The sequence below is a fragment of the Streptomyces microflavus genome, from assembly GCF_014650075.1.
GTDB classification, from domain to species: Bacteria; Actinomycetota; Actinomycetes; order Streptomycetales; family Streptomycetaceae; genus Streptomyces; species Streptomyces microflavus.
In genome coordinates this window covers 232,861-249,671 of the sequence record NZ_BMUG01000010.1, presented here as the reverse complement: position 1 = coordinate 249,671, position 16,811 = coordinate 232,861, and the positions used below count along the sequence as shown (strand labels likewise).

At 71.6% G+C, this 16,811-nt stretch carries 13 protein-coding genes and 1 tRNA gene; 9 read left to right on the top strand and 5 right to left on the bottom strand.

Features of this window, described 5'->3' with window-relative positions; all coding sequences use genetic code 11:
• Positions 1–125 precede the first annotated feature (125 nt).
• The 3 genes from IE264_RS38145 to IE264_RS28065 form a co-directional block, all read right to left on the bottom strand.
• Complete coding sequence (locus tag IE264_RS38145) at positions 126–1,025, bottom strand: cellulose-binding protein (protein WP_078657466.1); 900 nt, start codon at positions 1,023–1,025, stop codon at positions 126–128.
• Between the two features lie 258 nt (positions 1,026–1,283).
• Entirely contained in the window at positions 1,284–3,926 is a 2,643-nt protein-coding gene (locus IE264_RS28070) for an SUKH-4 family immunity protein (RefSeq protein ID WP_373301941.1), read from the bottom strand.
• Between the two features lie 5 nt (positions 3,927–3,931).
• Positions 3,932–4,909 (bottom strand): SMI1/KNR4 family protein, encoded by a 978-nt coding sequence (locus IE264_RS28065; protein WP_031124212.1) that lies wholly within the window; start codon positions 4,907–4,909, stop codon positions 3,932–3,934.
• Positions 4,910–5,145: 236 nt separating this feature from the next.
• On the opposite strand from IE264_RS28065, the gene IE264_RS28060 reads away from it, so the two are divergent.
• Together IE264_RS28060 and IE264_RS28055 are read left to right on the top strand one after the other, a co-directional pair.
• Positions 5,146–5,715, top strand: coding sequence for a YwqJ-related putative deaminase (locus IE264_RS28060; protein WP_032757232.1), 570 nt, complete (start codon positions 5,146–5,148; stop codon positions 5,713–5,715).
• Positions 5,716–5,725: 10 nt separating this feature from the next.
• On the top strand, positions 5,726–6,220 hold the full coding sequence (locus IE264_RS28055; protein WP_032757231.1) for an SUKH-3 domain-containing protein: 495 nt from the start codon (positions 5,726–5,728) through the stop codon (positions 6,218–6,220).
• A 239-nt stretch (positions 6,221–6,459) separates the two neighbouring features.
• Here IE264_RS28055 and IE264_RS28050 read toward each other — a convergent pair whose 3' ends face one another.
• Positions 6,460–7,812, bottom strand: a complete 1,353-nt coding sequence (locus IE264_RS28050) for a sensor histidine kinase (RefSeq protein ID WP_015609050.1) — start codon at positions 7,810–7,812, stop codon at positions 6,460–6,462.
• Between the two features lie 156 nt (positions 7,813–7,968).
• Here IE264_RS28050 and IE264_RS28045 point away from each other — a divergent pair, with 156 nt between their 5' ends.
• From IE264_RS28045 to IE264_RS28015, 7 genes are all read left to right on the top strand, one after another.
• Positions 7,969–8,841 (top strand): hypothetical protein, encoded by an 873-nt coding sequence (locus IE264_RS28045; RefSeq protein ID WP_032757229.1) that lies wholly within the window; start codon positions 7,969–7,971, stop codon positions 8,839–8,841.
• Positions 8,842–8,848: 7 nt separating this feature from the next.
• Positions 8,849–8,921 (top strand) — tRNA-Gln (locus tag IE264_RS28040).
• Positions 8,922–9,028: 107 nt separating this feature from the next.
• Positions 9,029–10,477, top strand: coding sequence for a bifunctional UDP-N-acetylglucosamine diphosphorylase/glucosamine-1-phosphate N-acetyltransferase GlmU (gene glmU / locus IE264_RS28035; protein WP_015609052.1), 1,449 nt, complete (start codon positions 9,029–9,031; stop codon positions 10,475–10,477).
• Between the two features lie 119 nt (positions 10,478–10,596).
• Positions 10,597–11,574 (top strand): ribose-phosphate diphosphokinase, encoded by a 978-nt coding sequence (locus IE264_RS28030; RefSeq protein WP_015609053.1) that lies wholly within the window; start codon positions 10,597–10,599, stop codon positions 11,572–11,574.
• 208 nt (positions 11,575–11,782) lie between these two features.
• A complete protein-coding gene (locus IE264_RS28025; protein WP_015609054.1) occupies positions 11,783–12,367 on the top strand; it encodes a 50S ribosomal protein L25/general stress protein Ctc in 585 nt (194 codons plus the stop codon).
• Positions 12,368–12,517: 150 nt separating this feature from the next.
• Positions 12,518–13,111 carry an aminoacyl-tRNA hydrolase gene (pth, locus tag IE264_RS28020; protein ID WP_015609055.1) on the top strand — a complete coding sequence of 198 codons (594 nt, stop codon included), beginning with the start codon at positions 12,518–12,520 and terminating at the stop codon, positions 13,109–13,111.
• A 116-nt stretch (positions 13,112–13,227) separates the two neighbouring features.
• Positions 13,228–13,698 (top strand): hypothetical protein, encoded by a 471-nt coding sequence (locus IE264_RS28015; protein ID WP_032757227.1) that lies wholly within the window; start codon positions 13,228–13,230, stop codon positions 13,696–13,698.
• Between the two features lie 38 nt (positions 13,699–13,736).
• On the opposite strand, the gene ppc is transcribed toward IE264_RS28015, so the two are convergent.
• Positions 13,737–16,466, bottom strand: a complete 2,730-nt coding sequence (ppc, locus tag IE264_RS28010) for a phosphoenolpyruvate carboxylase (protein ID WP_032757226.1) — start codon at positions 16,464–16,466, stop codon at positions 13,737–13,739.
• Positions 16,467–16,811 lie beyond the last annotated feature (345 nt).

Here is a 16,811-nt window from a genome sequence, read left to right as displayed (position 1 = left end):
AACCTCACCGACCAGGCCGTGCCGGGCGCCGTCCAGCGCCTGACCCACGCCATCGAACGCGTACGGGCCGGAGAACACGGCGCGCAGGTCAGACCGCTCGCCCTGGGTGGGGCCCGCAGCGGCCCTCAGTCCTCCGCCGGCCCCGCCGTCACCCGACCCGTCAGCGCCGCCAGCGAGCTGCGGACGTGCGCCATGTGCGCCTGGGCCTCCTCGCGGCCCTCCTCGTGCTCCCGCAGCACCCGCTCCGTCTCCCGGACGATCCGCTCCTCGCGCACCCGGGCCTCCGAGAGCACCTCGGCCGCCCGCGCCTCCGCGTCCTCCTGGCCGTGGCGGGCCGCCTCCTGGGCCTCCGCCAGGCCGCGCGCCGCCTCCGCGAGCAGGGCCTCCGCCCGCTCGGTCAGCTCCGCGTGGCGCGCCTCCAACTCCGCTTCCGCAGCGGCGATCTCGGCCTCCGCCGCCTTGTGGCGATCGGCGTGCTCCTGCTCCTGGTGGGCCAGCACACTCGCCGTACGGCTCCGGGTCTGCGCCATCGCGGCCTCGGCCGCCCCGCGCACCTCCTCGGCCTCCTTGCGGGCCGCGGCGAGCACACCCTCGGCCTCCCGGACCGCCTCGGCGACCCGCTCCTCCGCCGCGGCCACAGCGGCGGCCCGCACCGCGTCCGACGCCTCCCGTGCCGCGTCCCCGGCCGCCCGGCCCGCCGCCTCGGCCTCGTCCCGCAGCTCCTGGCCCGCCGCCTCCGCGTCCGCCCGCAGCGACTCGGCCTGCTCCCGCGCCAGCCCCAGAATCCGCTGGGCCCGCTCCCCCAGCTCCGCGTAGTCCTGCTCGGGCAGCCCCGCCACGGTCTCCGCCAGCCGGGCCGCCTCCGCCGCCAGCTCCTGCGCCAGCCGCTCCAGCCGCTCGGCCTCCGCGAGCGCCGTGGCCCGCTCGGCCGTCCGGGCCGCCACCGCACGGTCCACCTGGTCCGGTCGGTAACCACGCCCCCGCACGCCGACCACGTCGAACGCAGACACCGGTCCAGCACTCATCGCCTGAAGCCCTTCTACGACATGCCGCCATACGGACACACGGACATATGGACACGCGGACACACACGGGTCCCCCCGCGATACGTCAAGGATGCGGCAATTGGGGCCGGAAGTCGGAATCGATCAGGCGCTTTCAGGACGGAAAGCGACCGGCGTCACACGCCCGGTACGCCACGAGGCACCCGATCCGTCCCCGGACCGGGTGCCTCGTACAACGCTTCTCAGCCCTGGCAGACCGTGGTCAGCCAGGGGTACGGATCAGAGCAGACCGTCCCACATCTGCTCCAGCAGCACCGACCACCAGCTCTCCGGCGACGCCAGCGCCGCCGGATCCAGCGCCACCAGCTGTGCCTGGAAATCGACGGTCCAACGCCCCGCCTGCTCCGGAGTCAGCCCGAACCGGAGCCGCCACATCCGGCCCAGCAGCGCCATCGACCGCACGAACTCCGGCAGCCCCGTGTTCACGAACTGCGGCGCCACCGACTGACCGCCAGGACCCGCCTCCACCGGCACGGCCACGATGTTCGCCGTCCCGTACTGAACACAGATCGCCCGCCCGAAGTCCGTACCCATCACCAGGTACGCCCCCGCGTCCGGCGCCGCCTGCACCTGCCGCTGCGCCGCCACCTCACCCAGCGTAGGCACCACCGGCTGCCCCGGCTGCGCCCAGAAGAACGGCCCGAAATCGGCGGGCAGCCCCGCCCACACCAACGTACGGGCGACGATCTCCGGCACCCCCTGACGGGACACCGCACGCTGGTCGAACCGGAGGATCCCCTGCGGACCGAACGCCTGCAGCAACTCCTCGGCCACCGCCTCCGGCGGCAGCACCGGAGCGGGCGGCATCTGCGGCAGCGGCGCCCGCACCGGGGCCGGCCGCGCCGGGCCGTCCGCCACCTGGTGCAGCTCACCCTGGTGCGTCAGCAGATGCTGCATGCCCTGCTGACGGCTCGCGTGATCGGTGCCGTACGGCGCCACGCTCGTGATCCGCACCTGCGGCCAGGTCTCCCGGATCATCCGCGCGCAGTACCCGCCCGGCAGCTCGCAGGACTCCAGCTCGGTGTGCAGCTCGATCACCTGCTGCGGCGGCACGTTCATCGCCCGCAGCTCGTGCAGCATCTGCCACTCGGGGTGCGGGGTGCCCGGCGCCGAACGGCGGATCAGCTGCTGCTCGCTGCCGTCCGGCGCCCGGAACCGCAGCACGGCCTGGTAGCCCGGGCCCACGGTCGGCAGACCGGTGGGCTGCTGCGGATAGCCGTACGCCGGGGGCGGCGGGGTGTGCGGGCCGCCGGCCTGAGGCGCCTGCGGTACGGGGGCGGGGGCACCGCTCAGCGGAGCCCCGGGCGGGCCCGGAGGGCCGGGGGGACCCGGAGGGTTGGGCGGACCGGGGACCGGGATCGGGCCGGAGTTCGCGAACATCGTCTCGGCGTGGTGCATCCCGCCACCGGGAGGCGGCGTGGCGCCCGGCGGAGGACCGGGCGGGCCGGGAGGCTGCGGCGCCCCGGGCACACCGGGAGGGCCCGGGGGCAGCGGAGCACCCGGGGCACCGGGAGGGCCCGGCGGGCGGGGCGCGCCCGGGACACCCGCGCCGATGCTGCTCCCGTCGGCGAGCATCGTCGCCGCGTGGTGCACCCCGCCGCCCGGAGGCGGCGTCGAACCCGGCGGCGGGCCGGGAGGAGCGGGCGGCGGCGTCGCACCGGGCGGGCCGGGCGGGCCGAGCTGGGAGACGAGCTGCGTCGGGATGTACCCGCCCGCCGGAGCACCGGGCGCACCCGGGCCCGAAGGCGGCGGCGTCGCGCCGGGGCGTACGCCGGGGATCCCCGGCGCACCGGGCGGCGGCGGGGTTGTCGAACCGCCCCCGCGCGCACCACGCGGCGGCACCACGGCCTTGCTGGTGGCCGCGTCCGCGATGTCCCCGGTACCGCCCTGCGAGGGCGGGGAGTCCTGCGAGCCCTGGACGGGCCTGAGCGCGGGTGACACCTGCGTACGCGGCAACTGGCTGCCCCCCGACATCAGCGCCGTGGGCGCCTCGGCCGAGACCACCGGCGGCGGGGCCTCCTCGTCGTCCGTCCCCGACAGCGGCGGCGCGAACACCGTCGCGGGCAGCGGAACCGCCGCGTCGTCGGAGTCGAAGGAGTTCGTGTCCGTACCCGCCCACGGGGTCGACCCGGCGGGCACGCCGTCGTTGGCGGTGGGCTCGTAGGCCCCGCCCGCACTGCTACCGGCGGCGGGCCACGAGGCCGAGGAACCGCCGGAAGAGGGGGCGGCCGGGGAAGCGGACGGAGGCGGGGTGGCGTCTGAGGGTGTGGCGCCTGAGGGTGTGGCGTGTGCGGGGGTGGCGTGTGCGGGAGTGGCGTCCGCAGGCGCGGGCGTGGGCACAGGCTCATCGGCGGGGGCGGGAACAGGCGTCCCACCCGGCACCGAGCCCGCTGCGGACCCAGCGGGAACGGACCCCGCCGGCACGGACCCGGCCGATGCCGCGTCCGCCGCCTCCTCCGCCGCCCGGCGCTCCGCGCGGTGATCCGGAATGCCCAGCTTGTCCGCCGCCTCCTGGAGCCACTCCGGAGGCGTCAACAGGAACGACGTCTGATTCAGGTCCACCCGCTGCGGCGGCTCCGGGGCGGCGGCCGGCGCACCCGCCGGAACCCCGTACTCCTCCTCGTACCGCCGGATCACCTCACCCACCGGCAGCCCCGGCCACAACGTCGCCTCACCGCTGTCCCGGGCGATCACCAGCCGCTGACGGCCGCCGTCCGACACCGGACCCTCGGCCCGGTCCTCGGCCCACACCACGAACCCCAGCTCGAACTCACGGACCCGGACCTCACGGTGCTGGTACGCGGGCACGTCACCGTTGACCCACTCGTCCGCCCGCTCCTGCGCCTGCGCGAAAGTCACCACCGCGCTCACCCCTCCACCGGGACGGCGCGCGCGAAGCCGCCGTCCACCATCAGGTTCGCCACCGTCTCCAGCTCCGGCGGGTTGCCCGCCAGCCGCTGGAGGAAGGCGTCGAAGTCCGCACCGCACGGCAGCAACAGCCGCTCCACGCGCTCCTGCACGCTCCAGCCGTCCTGGTCCCGGGCATCGTCGTACGGGCAGAACCACACCGAACCGACGTCCTGCCCGCGCACCTTCACGGCCAGAATCCCGCCCTGGACGAATGCGACGCCCAGATAGTCCTTGGTGAAATGGTCCCGCAGACACTTGTTCACGTACACCAGGTCGTTCACCGCGGCCTCATCACGCACCGTGAAGAACGGCTGGTCCACCAGCAGCCCCAACTCGGCGTCGAGCGCCGCGTCCACGGGGGCCGAACCGCCCGCCGCCTTCAGGAAGGAACGGTAGGCACCGGGCAGCCGGTAACCGAGGTCCTCCTCGACCCCCTGGATCTGCTGCTCGCTCACCGCGACAGCACCCTTGGGAAGCCGGAAGTGCGCCGGACGCGTCTCCTGCAAAGGGCGCGTACCGCGCCGGTCCTGGTCCACATCCGTGGTCGCCAGACCGCCGTGATGACGCAGCAGCGCCTTCACCTCGACCGGCACCAGCTCCATCCGCCGACCGCCCGACACGTGGTGCCAGGTCCAGCCGTGCGGCGTCGCCACCGCGGGAATCGTGTCCCACAGCTCATGACCTGCCGCCGCCATCGCCGCGTTCGCCGACACGTAGTCGGTCAGCCGCAGCTCGTCGACGCCGAAGCCCTGCGGCGGATCGGCGATCTCGGCGGCGGCCCGCGCGTACGGCGAGAAATCCGGGTGGCCGCTCTCGCCCACGCGCACACCTCTGGGGTGGCGGGACGCCCGGACCGGGTCCGGGAAGTGCACGACCTGCCCGGCGTAGGCCGCGTTCGGTGGCGCGGCTTGCTGCCCGAGCCGACCTGTCGTCATGGCGGTTGCCCCCTGCTGCGTCTGGTGGTTCCGCACAGCCTAAGCGGTGGGGCAACAGGGGGTCCCGCCCCGCCGGTTCCGTCACGAACGGTCACATTCACGTGACGGTGAGGCGACAGTCCAGCACCTTCGGGCGACACGCAGACACGTTTCCCCGCCCCAGCTTCCCCACCACCCTGCACATTTGGCAGGCTGTCCCCGCAACTCGGGGGATTGCAGGGAGGGACGACCGCACCATGCATTCGGCACAAACAGTTACAACCAGCGCATCCAGCACGTCTGGTACATCCAGTACGCCAGGAACATCGGGGGACCCGCGACTCAACTGGAGCAGCACCGAGACCAGCCGCACGCCTCACCTGCTCCACCGCCGCGACGGGATCCTCCCCGCCGTGGCCGCCGCGCTGTCCGTACGCGGAGAGACGCTCACCTGCACCGCCGGCAAGGGGGACCAGCCGCCGGCACTCCACCCGCTCGTCCAGGACTTCCTGGACACCCTCACCAGCGGCCAGCGCGAACGGTTCACCGGCCGCTGCCCCGAAGCCATACTGCTCTCCCGGCAACTCACCGCCGCCGAGAACGGCCGCTCCAAACGCGCCCAGCGAAAACCCCTGACCAACGGGGAGGCCCGCCGCGCGCTCAAGCACTCCCGCATCACCGCCCGCCGCATCCGCGAGGACGGCGACCCGCTCCACGGCAGCTACGCACCACCGTGCCGATCCTGTTCGGCGCTCCTCGCCCACTTCGGCGTACGCCCCGTCGACCTCACCACCACCGGCGCCGCGACCACCGCCGAGAAGGGCTGAGCGCCCACCGATGCACGACCACCAGCACAGCTCCACCCGCTTCCCCGTCGGCGTCGACGCGGCCCTGCGCGAAGCGGGCTGGCAGCCCGGGCGCTGGGACATCCGCCAGGCCGAGGAGTGGGCCGACGCCCTGCGCGCCCACACCTCGCCCGCCGGACACCGGCACGCGGTCTTCCCGGCCGCGGTCGAGGCCTGGGCGGAGTTCGGGGCCCTCCACATCACCGCGTCCGCACCGGGCCGGCACATCGCGCCCGCGGCCGTCCGCATCGACCCGCTCCACGGCCTGCACCTCGCCCGCACCCTGGGCGACCTCGGCCGGGCCCTGGAGACGGAGGTGGCCCCGCTGGGGGCGGAGGGCGACGAACAGGCGGTCCTCGCGATCGACACCGAGGGGCGGGTGTACAGCATCGACCACACGGGGGACTGGTTCCTCGGCCAGGACATCGACGAGGCGCTGGCAACGATGGTCACCGGGACGCAGCCGACACGCCTGACGGGAGCCTGAGCCTTTCAGCCCGCAGGCGCGCCCACTCCGGCCTCCCGGCCCTTGAGCCCGTCCGGCGTTCGAGGACGGAAGCCTTGCCCACCCCAGCCCGTCCGGCGTTTGAGGACGGAACCCTTGCCTTGGGGAGCGGCGCCCCCTACGCATCCGGGGATGTGATGGTGTCGGTTCGTCCCGGGCGACGGTTCCGTCCTCAAACGCCGGACGGGCTGGGGTGGCGCGGCTGGAATTCGGGGCCCGCCTCAGACGCCGGACGCGCCGGGGATGGCAACGCTGGAGGCGTCCGGCAGGACCGCCGACACCCGGAACCCGCCCGCGTCCGTAGGACCGGACACGAACACACCCCCCAGCGCCAGCACCCGCTCCCGCATCCCCACCAACCCGTTCCCCCCGCTCGGCAGCCCCGCATCCGCCACCGCCGCGTCCGAAGGACCGTTCTCCACCTGCATCGCGACCTCGACCCCCCGGTGCGCCAGCCGCACCCACGTCTTCGCCCCCGCCGCATGCTTGTGCACGTTCGTCAGCGCCTCCTGAACCACCCGGAACGCCGTCTGCTCGACCTCGGGCGCGTACGGACGCAGCTCACCGTCCACCGACAGCTCGACCACCATCCCCGCCTGCCGCGACTGGGCCACCAACGCCTCCAGCTCACTCAGCCGGGGACCGTCCTCCGACGCCGCCGCGGCGGCAGCCGCCGCGGCCGCCTGCCCGACCGCCGCCAGCGGAACCGCACCGCCGCCCGCCGCCGCGGGCGCGATCAACGCGTCACCGCTCCGCAGCACCCCGAGCATCTCCCGCAGCTCCGTCAGCGCCTGCCGCCCCATGTCCCCCACCAGCGCCGCGTTCCGCACCGCCTTCGCCGGGTCCTTCGGGGCGACGGCCTGAAGGGCAGCGGCGTGCACCACCATCAGGCTCACCCGGTGGGCCACCACGTCATGCATCTCCCGCGCGATCCGGGTCCGCTCCTCCGTACGCGCCCACTCGGCCCGCTCCTCCGCCCGGTCCGCCAGCAGCGACAGCTCCCGCTCCAGCGAGTCCGCCCGCTCCCGCAGGCTCTCCATCAACCGGCGACGCGCCCCTATGTAGAGGCCGAACAGCACGGAAGGGGCCGTCAGCCCCACCGACATGAACACGGACACCACGGGCACATACCAGTCCCCCGGCCCGAAGTCGGCCTGCTCGGCGACGCTCTGGCGCAGCCGTACATAGGTGACGATGAACGTCCCCACCAACGACATCCCCGCCAGTACGACGGTGATCCGGCGCGGCACCTCGGACGCCGCCAGCGTGTACAGGCCCACCAGGGCCATCAGGAAGCCCATCTCGGCGGGCGTCGTCGCGATCGACACCAGCACCACGGCGATCGGCCAACGCCGGCGCACCAGCAGCACGGAGCCCGCGAGCAGCCCGAACACCACACCCACCGGTGCCGGCAACCCGGCGTCCCCGGCGAAATCAACCCCCTCCAGGCCACACTCCAGCGCCGATACCAGCGCCAGTCCCACGTCCAGGGCGACACTGCGCCGCCGTTCCCACCACCAGTAGCCGCGGGTGGTCGATCCCGCCGCCTCCCGGTCTGCCCCCGTTGCGGTCATGGCATCCAGCCTACGGGCGGACGCATCCCATTTTCCGGTGACCGGCAACAGCACGTTCCGCGTTCGAACGAGCACGAAACACACGCCGATCGCCTGAAATGGCGAATCGACCGTGTTTTCGACCCAGGCGTCCGCATACCGGACGACGCTCTCCGTATGACAGAAACCACAAGCAAGTACGCCGACTTCGAGGGCCTGCGCGCCCAGGCGGTGGCGCTGCGCCGGGAAGGGCTCAGCCGCCGCCAGATCCGCGACCGCCTCCACGTCGACAACAACGACCTCCTCAACCGCCTCCTCCAGGGCGAGCCCGCCCCGGAGTGGACGAAGCGGCCCCGCGCCAAGGACGACCTGCGGGAGAAGGCCCGCGAGCTCCGGCTCCAGGGCATGACCTACGACCAGATCCAGGTGGAGCTGGGGTGCTCGAAGAGTTCGATCTCGCTCTGGGTACGGGACCTGCCGAAGCCCGCCCCTCGGACGAGGGAGGAAGCATCGGCGATCGCCAAGCGAGGCTGGGAGGTCATCCTTCAGCGACGGGAGCAGGAACGCCGGGAAGTGAAGCGCTCCGCTCAGGACGAGATCGGGTCCTTGAGTGAGCGCGAACTGTTTCTGCTGGGCGTAGGGCTGTACTGGGCCGAGGGGACCAAGGACAAGCCCCACGCCCGCCGCGAGCGCGTTGCTTTCGTGAACAGCGATCCCAGCATGATCCAGATCTTTCTGGCCTGGCTCAGCCTGCTGGACATCGCTCCCGCACGGCTGCGCTTCCACGTGATGATCCACGAATCGGCGGACGTCGGCTCGGCCGAGCGCTACTGGGCCGGTCTCACCGGTACGGACTTCTCGACGTTCGGGAAGACGACCCTCAAGAAGCACAATCCCAGGACGAACCGGAAGAACGTCGGGGAGAGCTACCGCGGCTGCCTCGTGATCCATGTGCAGCAGAGTGCCGACCTCTACCGTCGCATCGAAGGCTGGTGGTGCGGCATAGTAGGGGGCAGCGTTTTCGGGCATGGCCAATCTCTGCCCGGCTGACGCGTGTTCCGCCGTAGTGTAATTGGCAGCACGGCACCCTTTGGAGGTGTTCGGTCTAGGTTCGAGTCCTAGCGGCGGAGCAACTTCGCGGGCCCCGACCACACCGGTCGGGGCCCGCCCCCATTCCCCGCCGAAACACCCCCGGTATCCTGCGGATGACCACCACCCGAAGCCGAAGGGCACATCCGTGAGCGCAACCAGCCCGGCAGCCGTCGTCGTCCTCGCAGCGGGTGAGGGCACCCGCATGAAGTCGAAGACCCCCAAGGTCCTGCACGAGATCTCCGGGCGCTCGCTCGTCGGACATGTCGTCGCCGCCGCCCGTGAGCTGGACCCCCAGCACCTCGTCGTGGTCGTCGGCCACGCCAGTGAGCAGGTCACCGCGCACCTGAACGCCGGCGACGCCCCCGTGCGCACCGCCTTCCAGGCCGAGCAGAACGGGACCGGGCACGCCGTCCGCATGGGGCTCGAAGAGCTCGGCGGGGCTGTCGACGGCACCGTGATCGTCGTCTGCGGCGACACCCCGCTGCTCTCCGGCGAGACGCTCGGCGCGCTCGCCGCCACCCACGCCGCCGACGCCAACGCGGTCACCGTCCTGACCGCCGAGGTCCCGGACTCCACCGGTTACGGGCGCATCGTGCGCGACCCCGCCTCCGGTGCGGTCACCGAGATCGTCGAGCACAAGGACGCCACCGACGAGCAGCGGGCGATCCTGGAGATCAACTCCGGGGTGTTCGCGTTCGACGGGTCGCTCCTGGCCGACGCGCTGGGCAAGGTGCGCACCGACAACAGCCAGGGCGAGGAGTACCTCACCGATGTGCTCTCCATCCTGCGCGAGGCGGGGCACCGGGTCGGGGCGTCCGTCGCGGGCGACCACCGGGAGATCCTCGGCATCAACAACCGGCTCCAGTTGGCGCAGGCGCGCCGGCTGCTGAACGAGCGGCTGCTGGAGCGGGCGATGCTCGCGGGCGTGACGGTGGTGGACCCGGCGTCCACGCTGATCGACGCGACGGTGACGTACGAGCGTGACGCGGTCGTGCACCCGGGGACGCAGCTGCTGGGGACGACGCATCTCGCGGAGGACAGCGAGGTGGGGCCGAACTCGCGGATCGCGGACACCTCCGTCGGGGCCGGTGCCCGTGTCGACAACTCCGTGACGGACTCGGCCGAGGTCGGGCCGGGGGCGCTGGTCGGCCCGTACGCGTATCTGCGGCCGGGGACGCGGCTGGGGACGAAGTCCAAGGCCGGTACGTACGTGGAGATGAAGAACGCGACGATCGGGGAGGGGACGAAGGTCCCGCACCTGAGTTACGTGGGCGACGCGACGATCGGTGATCACACCAACATCGGTGCGGCGAGCGTCTTCGTGAACTACGACGGTGTGGCCAAGCACCACACGACGATCGGTTCCCATTGCCGTACCGGTTCGGACAATATGTTTGTGGCACCCGTCACGGTCGGGGACGGGGTCTACACGGCGGCCGGGTCGGTCATCACGAAGGATGTTCCCTCCGGTTCGCTCGCCGTGGCGCGGGGCCAGCAGCGGAATATCGAGGGTTGGGTGGCCCGGAAGCGTCCGGGCAGCGCAGCCGCTCAGGCCGCTCAGGCGTCGTCGCAGGAGCATGACGGGCAAAGCTGACCGGAAACGGGTGCGCCGGTGACGGCGTACCGTGATAGATGCTCACCCATTTCGGCTGGCTCGTTGCACATCGGGACCTATGCGTGCAGCGCCAGATACACGTCTGAGGAGACTGTGCTGTGACCGGGATCAAGACGACCGGCGAGAAGAAACTGATGCTCTTCTCCGGCCGCGCCCACCCCGAGCTGGCCGAGGAGGTCGCACATCAACTGGGTGTCGGTCTCGTGCCGACGAAGGCCTTCGATTTCGCCAACGGTGAGATCTACGTGCGGTTCCAGGAGTCGGCACGTGGCGCGGACTGCTTCCTGATCCAGAGCCACACGGCTCCGATCAACAAGTGGATCATGGAGCAGCTGATCATGCTGGACGCGCTGAAGCGCGCGTCGGCCCGCTCGATCACGGTGATCGTGCCGTTCTACGGGTACGCCCGTCAGGACAAGAAGCACCGTGGCCGTGAGCCGATCTCGGCGCGCATGGTGGCGGACCTGATGGCGACGGCGGGTGCGGACCGGATCCTCACGGTCGATCTGCACACGGACCAGATCCAGGGCTTCTTCGACGGCCCGGTGGACCACCTGTTCGCGCTGCCGATCCTGGCGGACTACGTGGGTGCCAAGGTCGACCGCTCCAAGCTGACGATCGTGTCGCCGGACGCGGGCCGGGTGCGGGTCGCCGACCGCTGGTGCGACCGGCTGGACGCGCCGCTGGCGATCGTGCACAAGCGCCGTGACAAGGACGTGCCGAACCAGGTCTCGGTCCACGAGGTCGTGGGTAATGTCGAGGGCCGGGTCTGTGTGCTGGTCGACGACATGATCGACACGGGCGGCACGATCTGTGCGGCTGCGGACGCGCTGTTCGCGCACGGTGCGGAGGACGTCATCGTGACGGCGACGCACGGTGTGCTGTCGGGTCCGGCGGCGGACCGGCTGAAGAACTCGAAGGTGAGTGAGTTCGTGTTCACGGACACGCTGCCGACCCCGGGTGAGCTGGAGCTGGACAAGATCACGGTGCTGTCGATCGCGCCGACGATCGCGCGTGCGGTGCGTGAGGTGTTCGAGGACGGTTCGGTGACGAGCCTCTTCGAGGAGCAGGGCTGACAGCAGGGCCCCTGGCCCTGTTGGTGATCCACTTTGGGGTGCGGCCTCCCCGCCGGGTAGACTCAGCGAGTTGCTCGGCGAGGGAGGCCGTACCTGTGTGTACGGCGGTCCGTTATCGACGCGCTCTTCGTAGCAGGCCTGTCGTGGGCCGGGTGACCGTTCGTGTTCCGTATTTCGACGGTTCCGTCACCTGACGAGGAGTGCAACCATGGCTGAGATCAAGCTCGCCGCTGAGGTCCGTACCGAGTTCGGCAAGGGCGCTGCCCGCCGTACCCGTCGTGCCAACCAGGTCCCCGCGGTCATCTACGGCCACGGTGCCGAGTCGGTCCACATCACGCTGCCGGGTCACGAGCTGCAGCTGGCGCTCCGTACGGCGAACGTGCTGATCGGTCTGGAGATCGACGGCAAGGACGCGCTGGTCATCCCGAAGGCCGTGCAGCGTCACCCCCTCAAGGGCACCATCGAGCACGTCGACCTGCTGACCGTGAAGCGCGGCGAGAAGGTCAACGTCGAGATCGCGGTGCACGCCGAGGGCGACCTGGCGCCGGGCGCCAACCTGCTGGAGTTCGTGCTGAACACGCTGCTCGTCGAGGCCGAGGCCACCCACATCCCCGAGTCCGTGACGGTCTCCGTCGCGGGTCTGGACGCCGGTGACTCGATCGTCGCGAAGGACATCCCGCTGCCGAAGGGCTCCGTGCTCGCCGGTGACGAGGACGCCATCGTGATCCAGGTCGTCGCCGCGCAGGCCGAGGAGCCGTCCGCGGACGCCGAGACCGAGACCGTCGAGGCCTGATCCTCGCCGCTCCCGTTCCACCTGCTTGACTGCTTGCCTGCTTGACTGACGGGGTGGTGGTTCCCTTCCGGGGGAGCCGCCGCCCCGTTTCCTGTGACCCCTGCCCCCGCGTACGACCCGTGACCCCGCATACGAGGAGACCGAGCGCTGATGTCCGACGCCACCGACCCCTGGCTCATCGTGGGCCTCGGCAACCCCGGCCCCGAGTACGCGGCGAACCGGCACAACGTCGGGTTCATGGTGGCCGATCTGCTGGCGACACGGATCGGCGGGAAGTTCAAGCGGGCGCAGAAGGCGCAGGCGCAGGTGGTGGAGGGGCGGATCGGTCCGCCGGGTCCGGGGAGCCGGCGGGTGGTGCTGGCGAAGCCGATGTCGTACATGAATCTGTCGGGCGGTCCGGTGACGGCGCTGCGGGACTTCTACAAGGTGCCGCTGGACCACGTCGTGGCGGTCCATGACGAGTTGGACATCGATTACGGGATGCTGCGGCTGAAGCTGGGCGGCGGGGACAACGGGCACAACGGGCTGAAGTCGATGACGAAGTCGATGGGTCCGGATTATCACCGGGTGCGGTTCGGGATCGGGCGGCCGCCGGGGCGGATGCAGGTCGCGGATTTCGTGCTGAAGGATTTCGGTTCGGTGGAGCGCAAGGAGCTGGCGTTCCTGGTGGACCGGGCGGCGGATGCGGTGGAGTGTCTGCTGGCGGAGGGGCTGGAGCGGGCGCAGAGCGCGTACAACTCCTGAGGCCCTTCGCGCGGTGACGGAGCGCTGCGTACAACTCCTGACATTCCTGCCGCTGCTGGGGCGTTTTCCGGCCGCAGGTTGACCGGGGGCTGTGCTCTGGCCAAGGATCTGCCCCCATGAAGCGGAGCTCTTCCCAGCGTGCGGCGCTCGTGGGCCGTCGGACCGCCATGGGGCTGGTCGCCCTGGTGCTGCTGGTCGCGGGGGTGTGGTCGTCGTGGGATGCCGCGCACCATGTGGTCCTGGCGCAGGGGCGTGAGCACGGCACGCTGACGGTGACGGAGTGCGGTGAGGAGACCTGCACGGGCCGGTACGAGCCGGACGCGACGTCGTCGGCACGGCCGCGGGTGGTGGTGGAGAGGTCGGTCGCCGCGGAGAAGGGAGACCGTTTCCCGGTGGTGGTGAAGCCCGGTTCCGATGTGGTGGTCCGCACGGGGATGCCGGGCTTTCTGCATGCCTGGACGCCGTTGGGCGGGGCGATGGTGCTGGCCGGGTTCGTGATCGGCGGCGGGCTGCGGATGACGCGTACGGCGTGGGGTGTGGGAACGGCGGGGGCGGTCCTGCTGGTGGCGACGTTCGTCGCGCTGTAGCAGGACCGCCCCTTTTCCGTGCGGTGTACGTACGGGCGTCAGCCGGTGTTGCGCAGGCCCGCCGCGACACCGTTGACGGTGAGCAGCAGGGCGCGGGCGAGCAGCGGGTCGGCTTCCTCGCCGCGCTCGACGGCCTGGCGCTGGCGGGCCAGCAGCGAGACCTGGAGGTAGGAGATCGGGTCCAGGTAGGCGTCACGGATGGCGAAGGTCTGCTGGAGCACCGGGCTGGTGCCGAGCAGTTGGGTGGAGCCGGTGACCTTGAGGACTTCCTGGACGGTCAGCGCGTGCTCGGCCTCGATGGCGTCGAAGACGTGCTTCAGCTCGTCGGGGACGAGTGTGTCGACGTAGTGCCGGGCGATGCGCAGGTCGGTCTTGGCGAGCGTCATCTCCACGTTGGAGAGGAAGTTGCGGAAGAAGTGCCACTGCTCGTGCATCTCGTCGAGGACGGTGTCGAGTCCGGCTTCGCGCAGGGCCTTGAGGCCGGAGCCGACTCCGTACCAGCCGGGGACGATCTGGCGGGACTGGGTCCAGCCGAAGACCCACGGGATGGCGCGGAGGCCGTCGAGCGAGACTCCGGAGCCGGGGCGGCGGGAGGGCCGTGAGCCCAGGTGCAGGTCGGCGAGCTGGTCCACCGGGGTGGAGGCGAGGAAGTAGGCGGGCAGGTCGGGGTCCTCGACGAGCTTGCGGTAGGCGCCGTGGGCCGCGTCGGAGACGGTGTCCATGGCCGCGTCCCAGCGGGCGAGGGCCTCGTCGGACTGGCGGGGTGCGGTGTGCAGGGCGGAGGCCTGGAGGGTGGCCGCGACGGTCAGTTCCAGGTTCTCGCGGGCGAGCGCGGGGATGAGGTACTTGTCGGAGATGACCTCGCCCTGCTCGGTGACCTTGATCTCGCCCTCCAGCGTGCCCCAGGGCTGGGCGAGGATCGCGTCGTGGGAGGGGCCGCCGCCGCGGCCGACGGTGCCGCCGCGGCCGTGGAAGAGGCGCAGGCGTACGCCGTAGCGGTGGGCGACGTCGCGGAGGCGGCGCTGGGCGCGGTGGATCTCCCACTGGGAGGTGGTGATGCCGCCGAACTTGGAGGAGTCGCTGTAGCCGAGCATGACCTCCTGGACGTCGCCGCGGAGTGAGACGAGGCGTCGGTAGGAGGGGTCGGCGAGCATCTCGTCGAGGATGACGTCGGCGGCCTTGAGCTCGTCGGTGGTCTCCAGGAGCGGGACGATGCCGATCTTGGCCCAGCCGGCGTGGAGGTCGACGAGTCCGGCCTCGCGGGCGAGGACGGCGGCGGCGAAGACGTCGTCGGCGCCCTGGCACATCGAGATGATGTAGGACTCGATGACTTCGGGGCCGAAGCGCTCGAAGGCTTCCTTGATGGTGTGGAAGACGCCGAGGGTCTTCTCGCCGGCCGCGTCGAGCGGGGCGGGGGTGGGGGCGAGCGGCCGGCGGGAGCGGAGCTCCTTGGCGAGGAGCTTCTGCCGGTAGTCGCGGGGCATGTCGGCGTAGCGCCAGGACTCCTCGCCGAGGCGGTCGAAGAGCTGGCCGAGTGCGTGGTGGTGGGCGTCGGCGTGTTCGCGTACGTCCATGGTGGCGAGCTGGAGGCCGAACGCGGCGAGCGTGCGGATGGTGCGGTCCATGCGGCCGTCGGCGAAGAGGCCGCCCTTGTGCTCGCGCAGGGAGGTCTGGATGAGCTCCAGGTCGGCGATGAGCTGGGAGGTGCCGAGGTAGTCGCAGCCGGGGCGGTGCGGGGTGCCCTTGGCGAGGCGCTCGCGGGTGTTGACGAGCTTCTGCCGGATGCAGGTGGCCTTGAGGCGGTAGGGCTCCTCGGCGTTCAGCCGCTTGTAGCGGGGGCTGATCTCGGGGAGGCGTTCCAGGTCGGCCTGGAGGGAGGTGAGGAGCTCGTCGGTGGCTCCGGTGTAGCGGATGGAGTTGGAGAGCAGGCCGCGCAGGTAGTCGATGAGTTCGAGTGCGTCGGTGATGCCGTGCTCGTGCTGGAGGATCAGGACGTCCCAGGTGACGGCGGGGGTCACGTTGGGGTTGCCGTCGCGGTCGCCGCCGATCCAGGTGCCGAAGGTGAGGGGGCGGGTGCCGGCGGGGAGTTCGACGCCGACGCGCTCCAGCTCTGCGGCGAGGTCTTCGAGGACGTCGCCGACCGCGTTGGCGTGGAGTTCGTCCAGGTAGTAGATGGCGTTGCGGGCCTCGTCGGCGGGCTCCGGGCGGACGACGCGGAGTTCGTCGGTCTGCCAGATGAGGTCGATGTTCTCGGCGAGCCGGAGGTCGTGGCGGCGGCGGTCGGCCTCGATGACCGGGGTCTCCAGGAGCTCGGCGATGCGGCGGAGCTTGTTGAGGACCGAGCGGCGGGCGGCTTCGGTGGGGTGGGCGGTGAAGACGGGCCGGACGTTCAGGTTCTTGACGGTGGCGCGCAGGTGCTCGGGGTCGGCGTCCTTGAGCCGGTCGGCGGTGCGGGCCAGGAGGCCGCCCTCGGCGGCGCGGCGGTCGCGCATCTCGTGGGCGCGGTGGACCTGCTCGGTGACGTTGGCGAGGTGGAAGTAGGTGGAGAAGGCGCGCACGAGCTGTGCGGCGGTCTCCAGGTCCGTGTCGCCGAGGAGTGCGGCCGCCGCTTCGCCGTCGGTGCGGGTCAGGGCGCGTACCCGCTCGACGAGGTCGAGGAGTTCCTGGCCTTCCTGGCGTACGAGGGTCTCGCCGAGGAGGTCACCGAGGCGGCGGATGTCGGCGCGCAGCTCGGGGCTGGCGGCGGGGGTCTGGTCGGCACTGCTCACAGTGTGCGGCTCCTTGCAGTGAATGAGGAGGTGCGTCGCTTCGGCGTCTCCCGTTGACGGTGGTGGGAGGCGCGTGGGCGGGGTCCGGGGCCCTGCGGCATGCAGCGGTGCTGTTGCCACGCCCCGACGAGCGGGTGCGGACCGCGCTGTCCGACCCTTCCAGGATAGGTGTCGTCGCCTTCGGCGTGTCCGCAGCCCTGGTGGGGGGGGGCGGACGTTTGCCGTCGGCACTGGTGCCCTACCCCGCGGAGGGTGTGGGGTACCGCGGGTGACGGGCTGGACCGGGTTCTCGTGTTGTGGGGCCCGTCACTGCCATACTTACCAAGCCGTAGGTTACGGAACCGT

Coding starts and splice junctions, on each gene's coding strand:
- IE264_RS28050 (WP_015609050.1), bottom strand. CDS start 7,812: ATGACCGCAACGGGGGCAGACCGGGAGGCGGCGGGATCGACCACCCGC.
- IE264_RS28065 (WP_031124212.1), bottom strand. CDS start 4,909: ATGACGACAGGTCGGCTCGGGCAGCAAGCCGCGCCACCGAACGCGGCC.
- IE264_RS28025 (WP_015609054.1), top strand. CDS start 11,783: ATGGCTGAGATCAAGCTCGCCGCTGAGGTCCGTACCGAGTTCGGCAAG.
- IE264_RS38145 (WP_078657466.1), bottom strand. CDS start 1,025: ATGAGTGCTGGACCGGTGTCTGCGTTCGACGTGGTCGGCGTGCGGGGG.
- IE264_RS28045 (WP_032757229.1), top strand. CDS start 7,969: ATGACAGAAACCACAAGCAAGTACGCCGACTTCGAGGGCCTGCGCGCC.
- IE264_RS28055 (WP_032757231.1), top strand. CDS start 5,726: ATGCACGACCACCAGCACAGCTCCACCCGCTTCCCCGTCGGCGTCGAC.
- pth (WP_015609055.1), top strand. CDS start 12,518: ATGTCCGACGCCACCGACCCCTGGCTCATCGTGGGCCTCGGCAACCCC.
- IE264_RS28015 (WP_032757227.1), top strand. CDS start 13,228: ATGAAGCGGAGCTCTTCCCAGCGTGCGGCGCTCGTGGGCCGTCGGACC.
- IE264_RS28060 (WP_032757232.1), top strand. CDS start 5,146: ATGCATTCGGCACAAACAGTTACAACCAGCGCATCCAGCACGTCTGGT.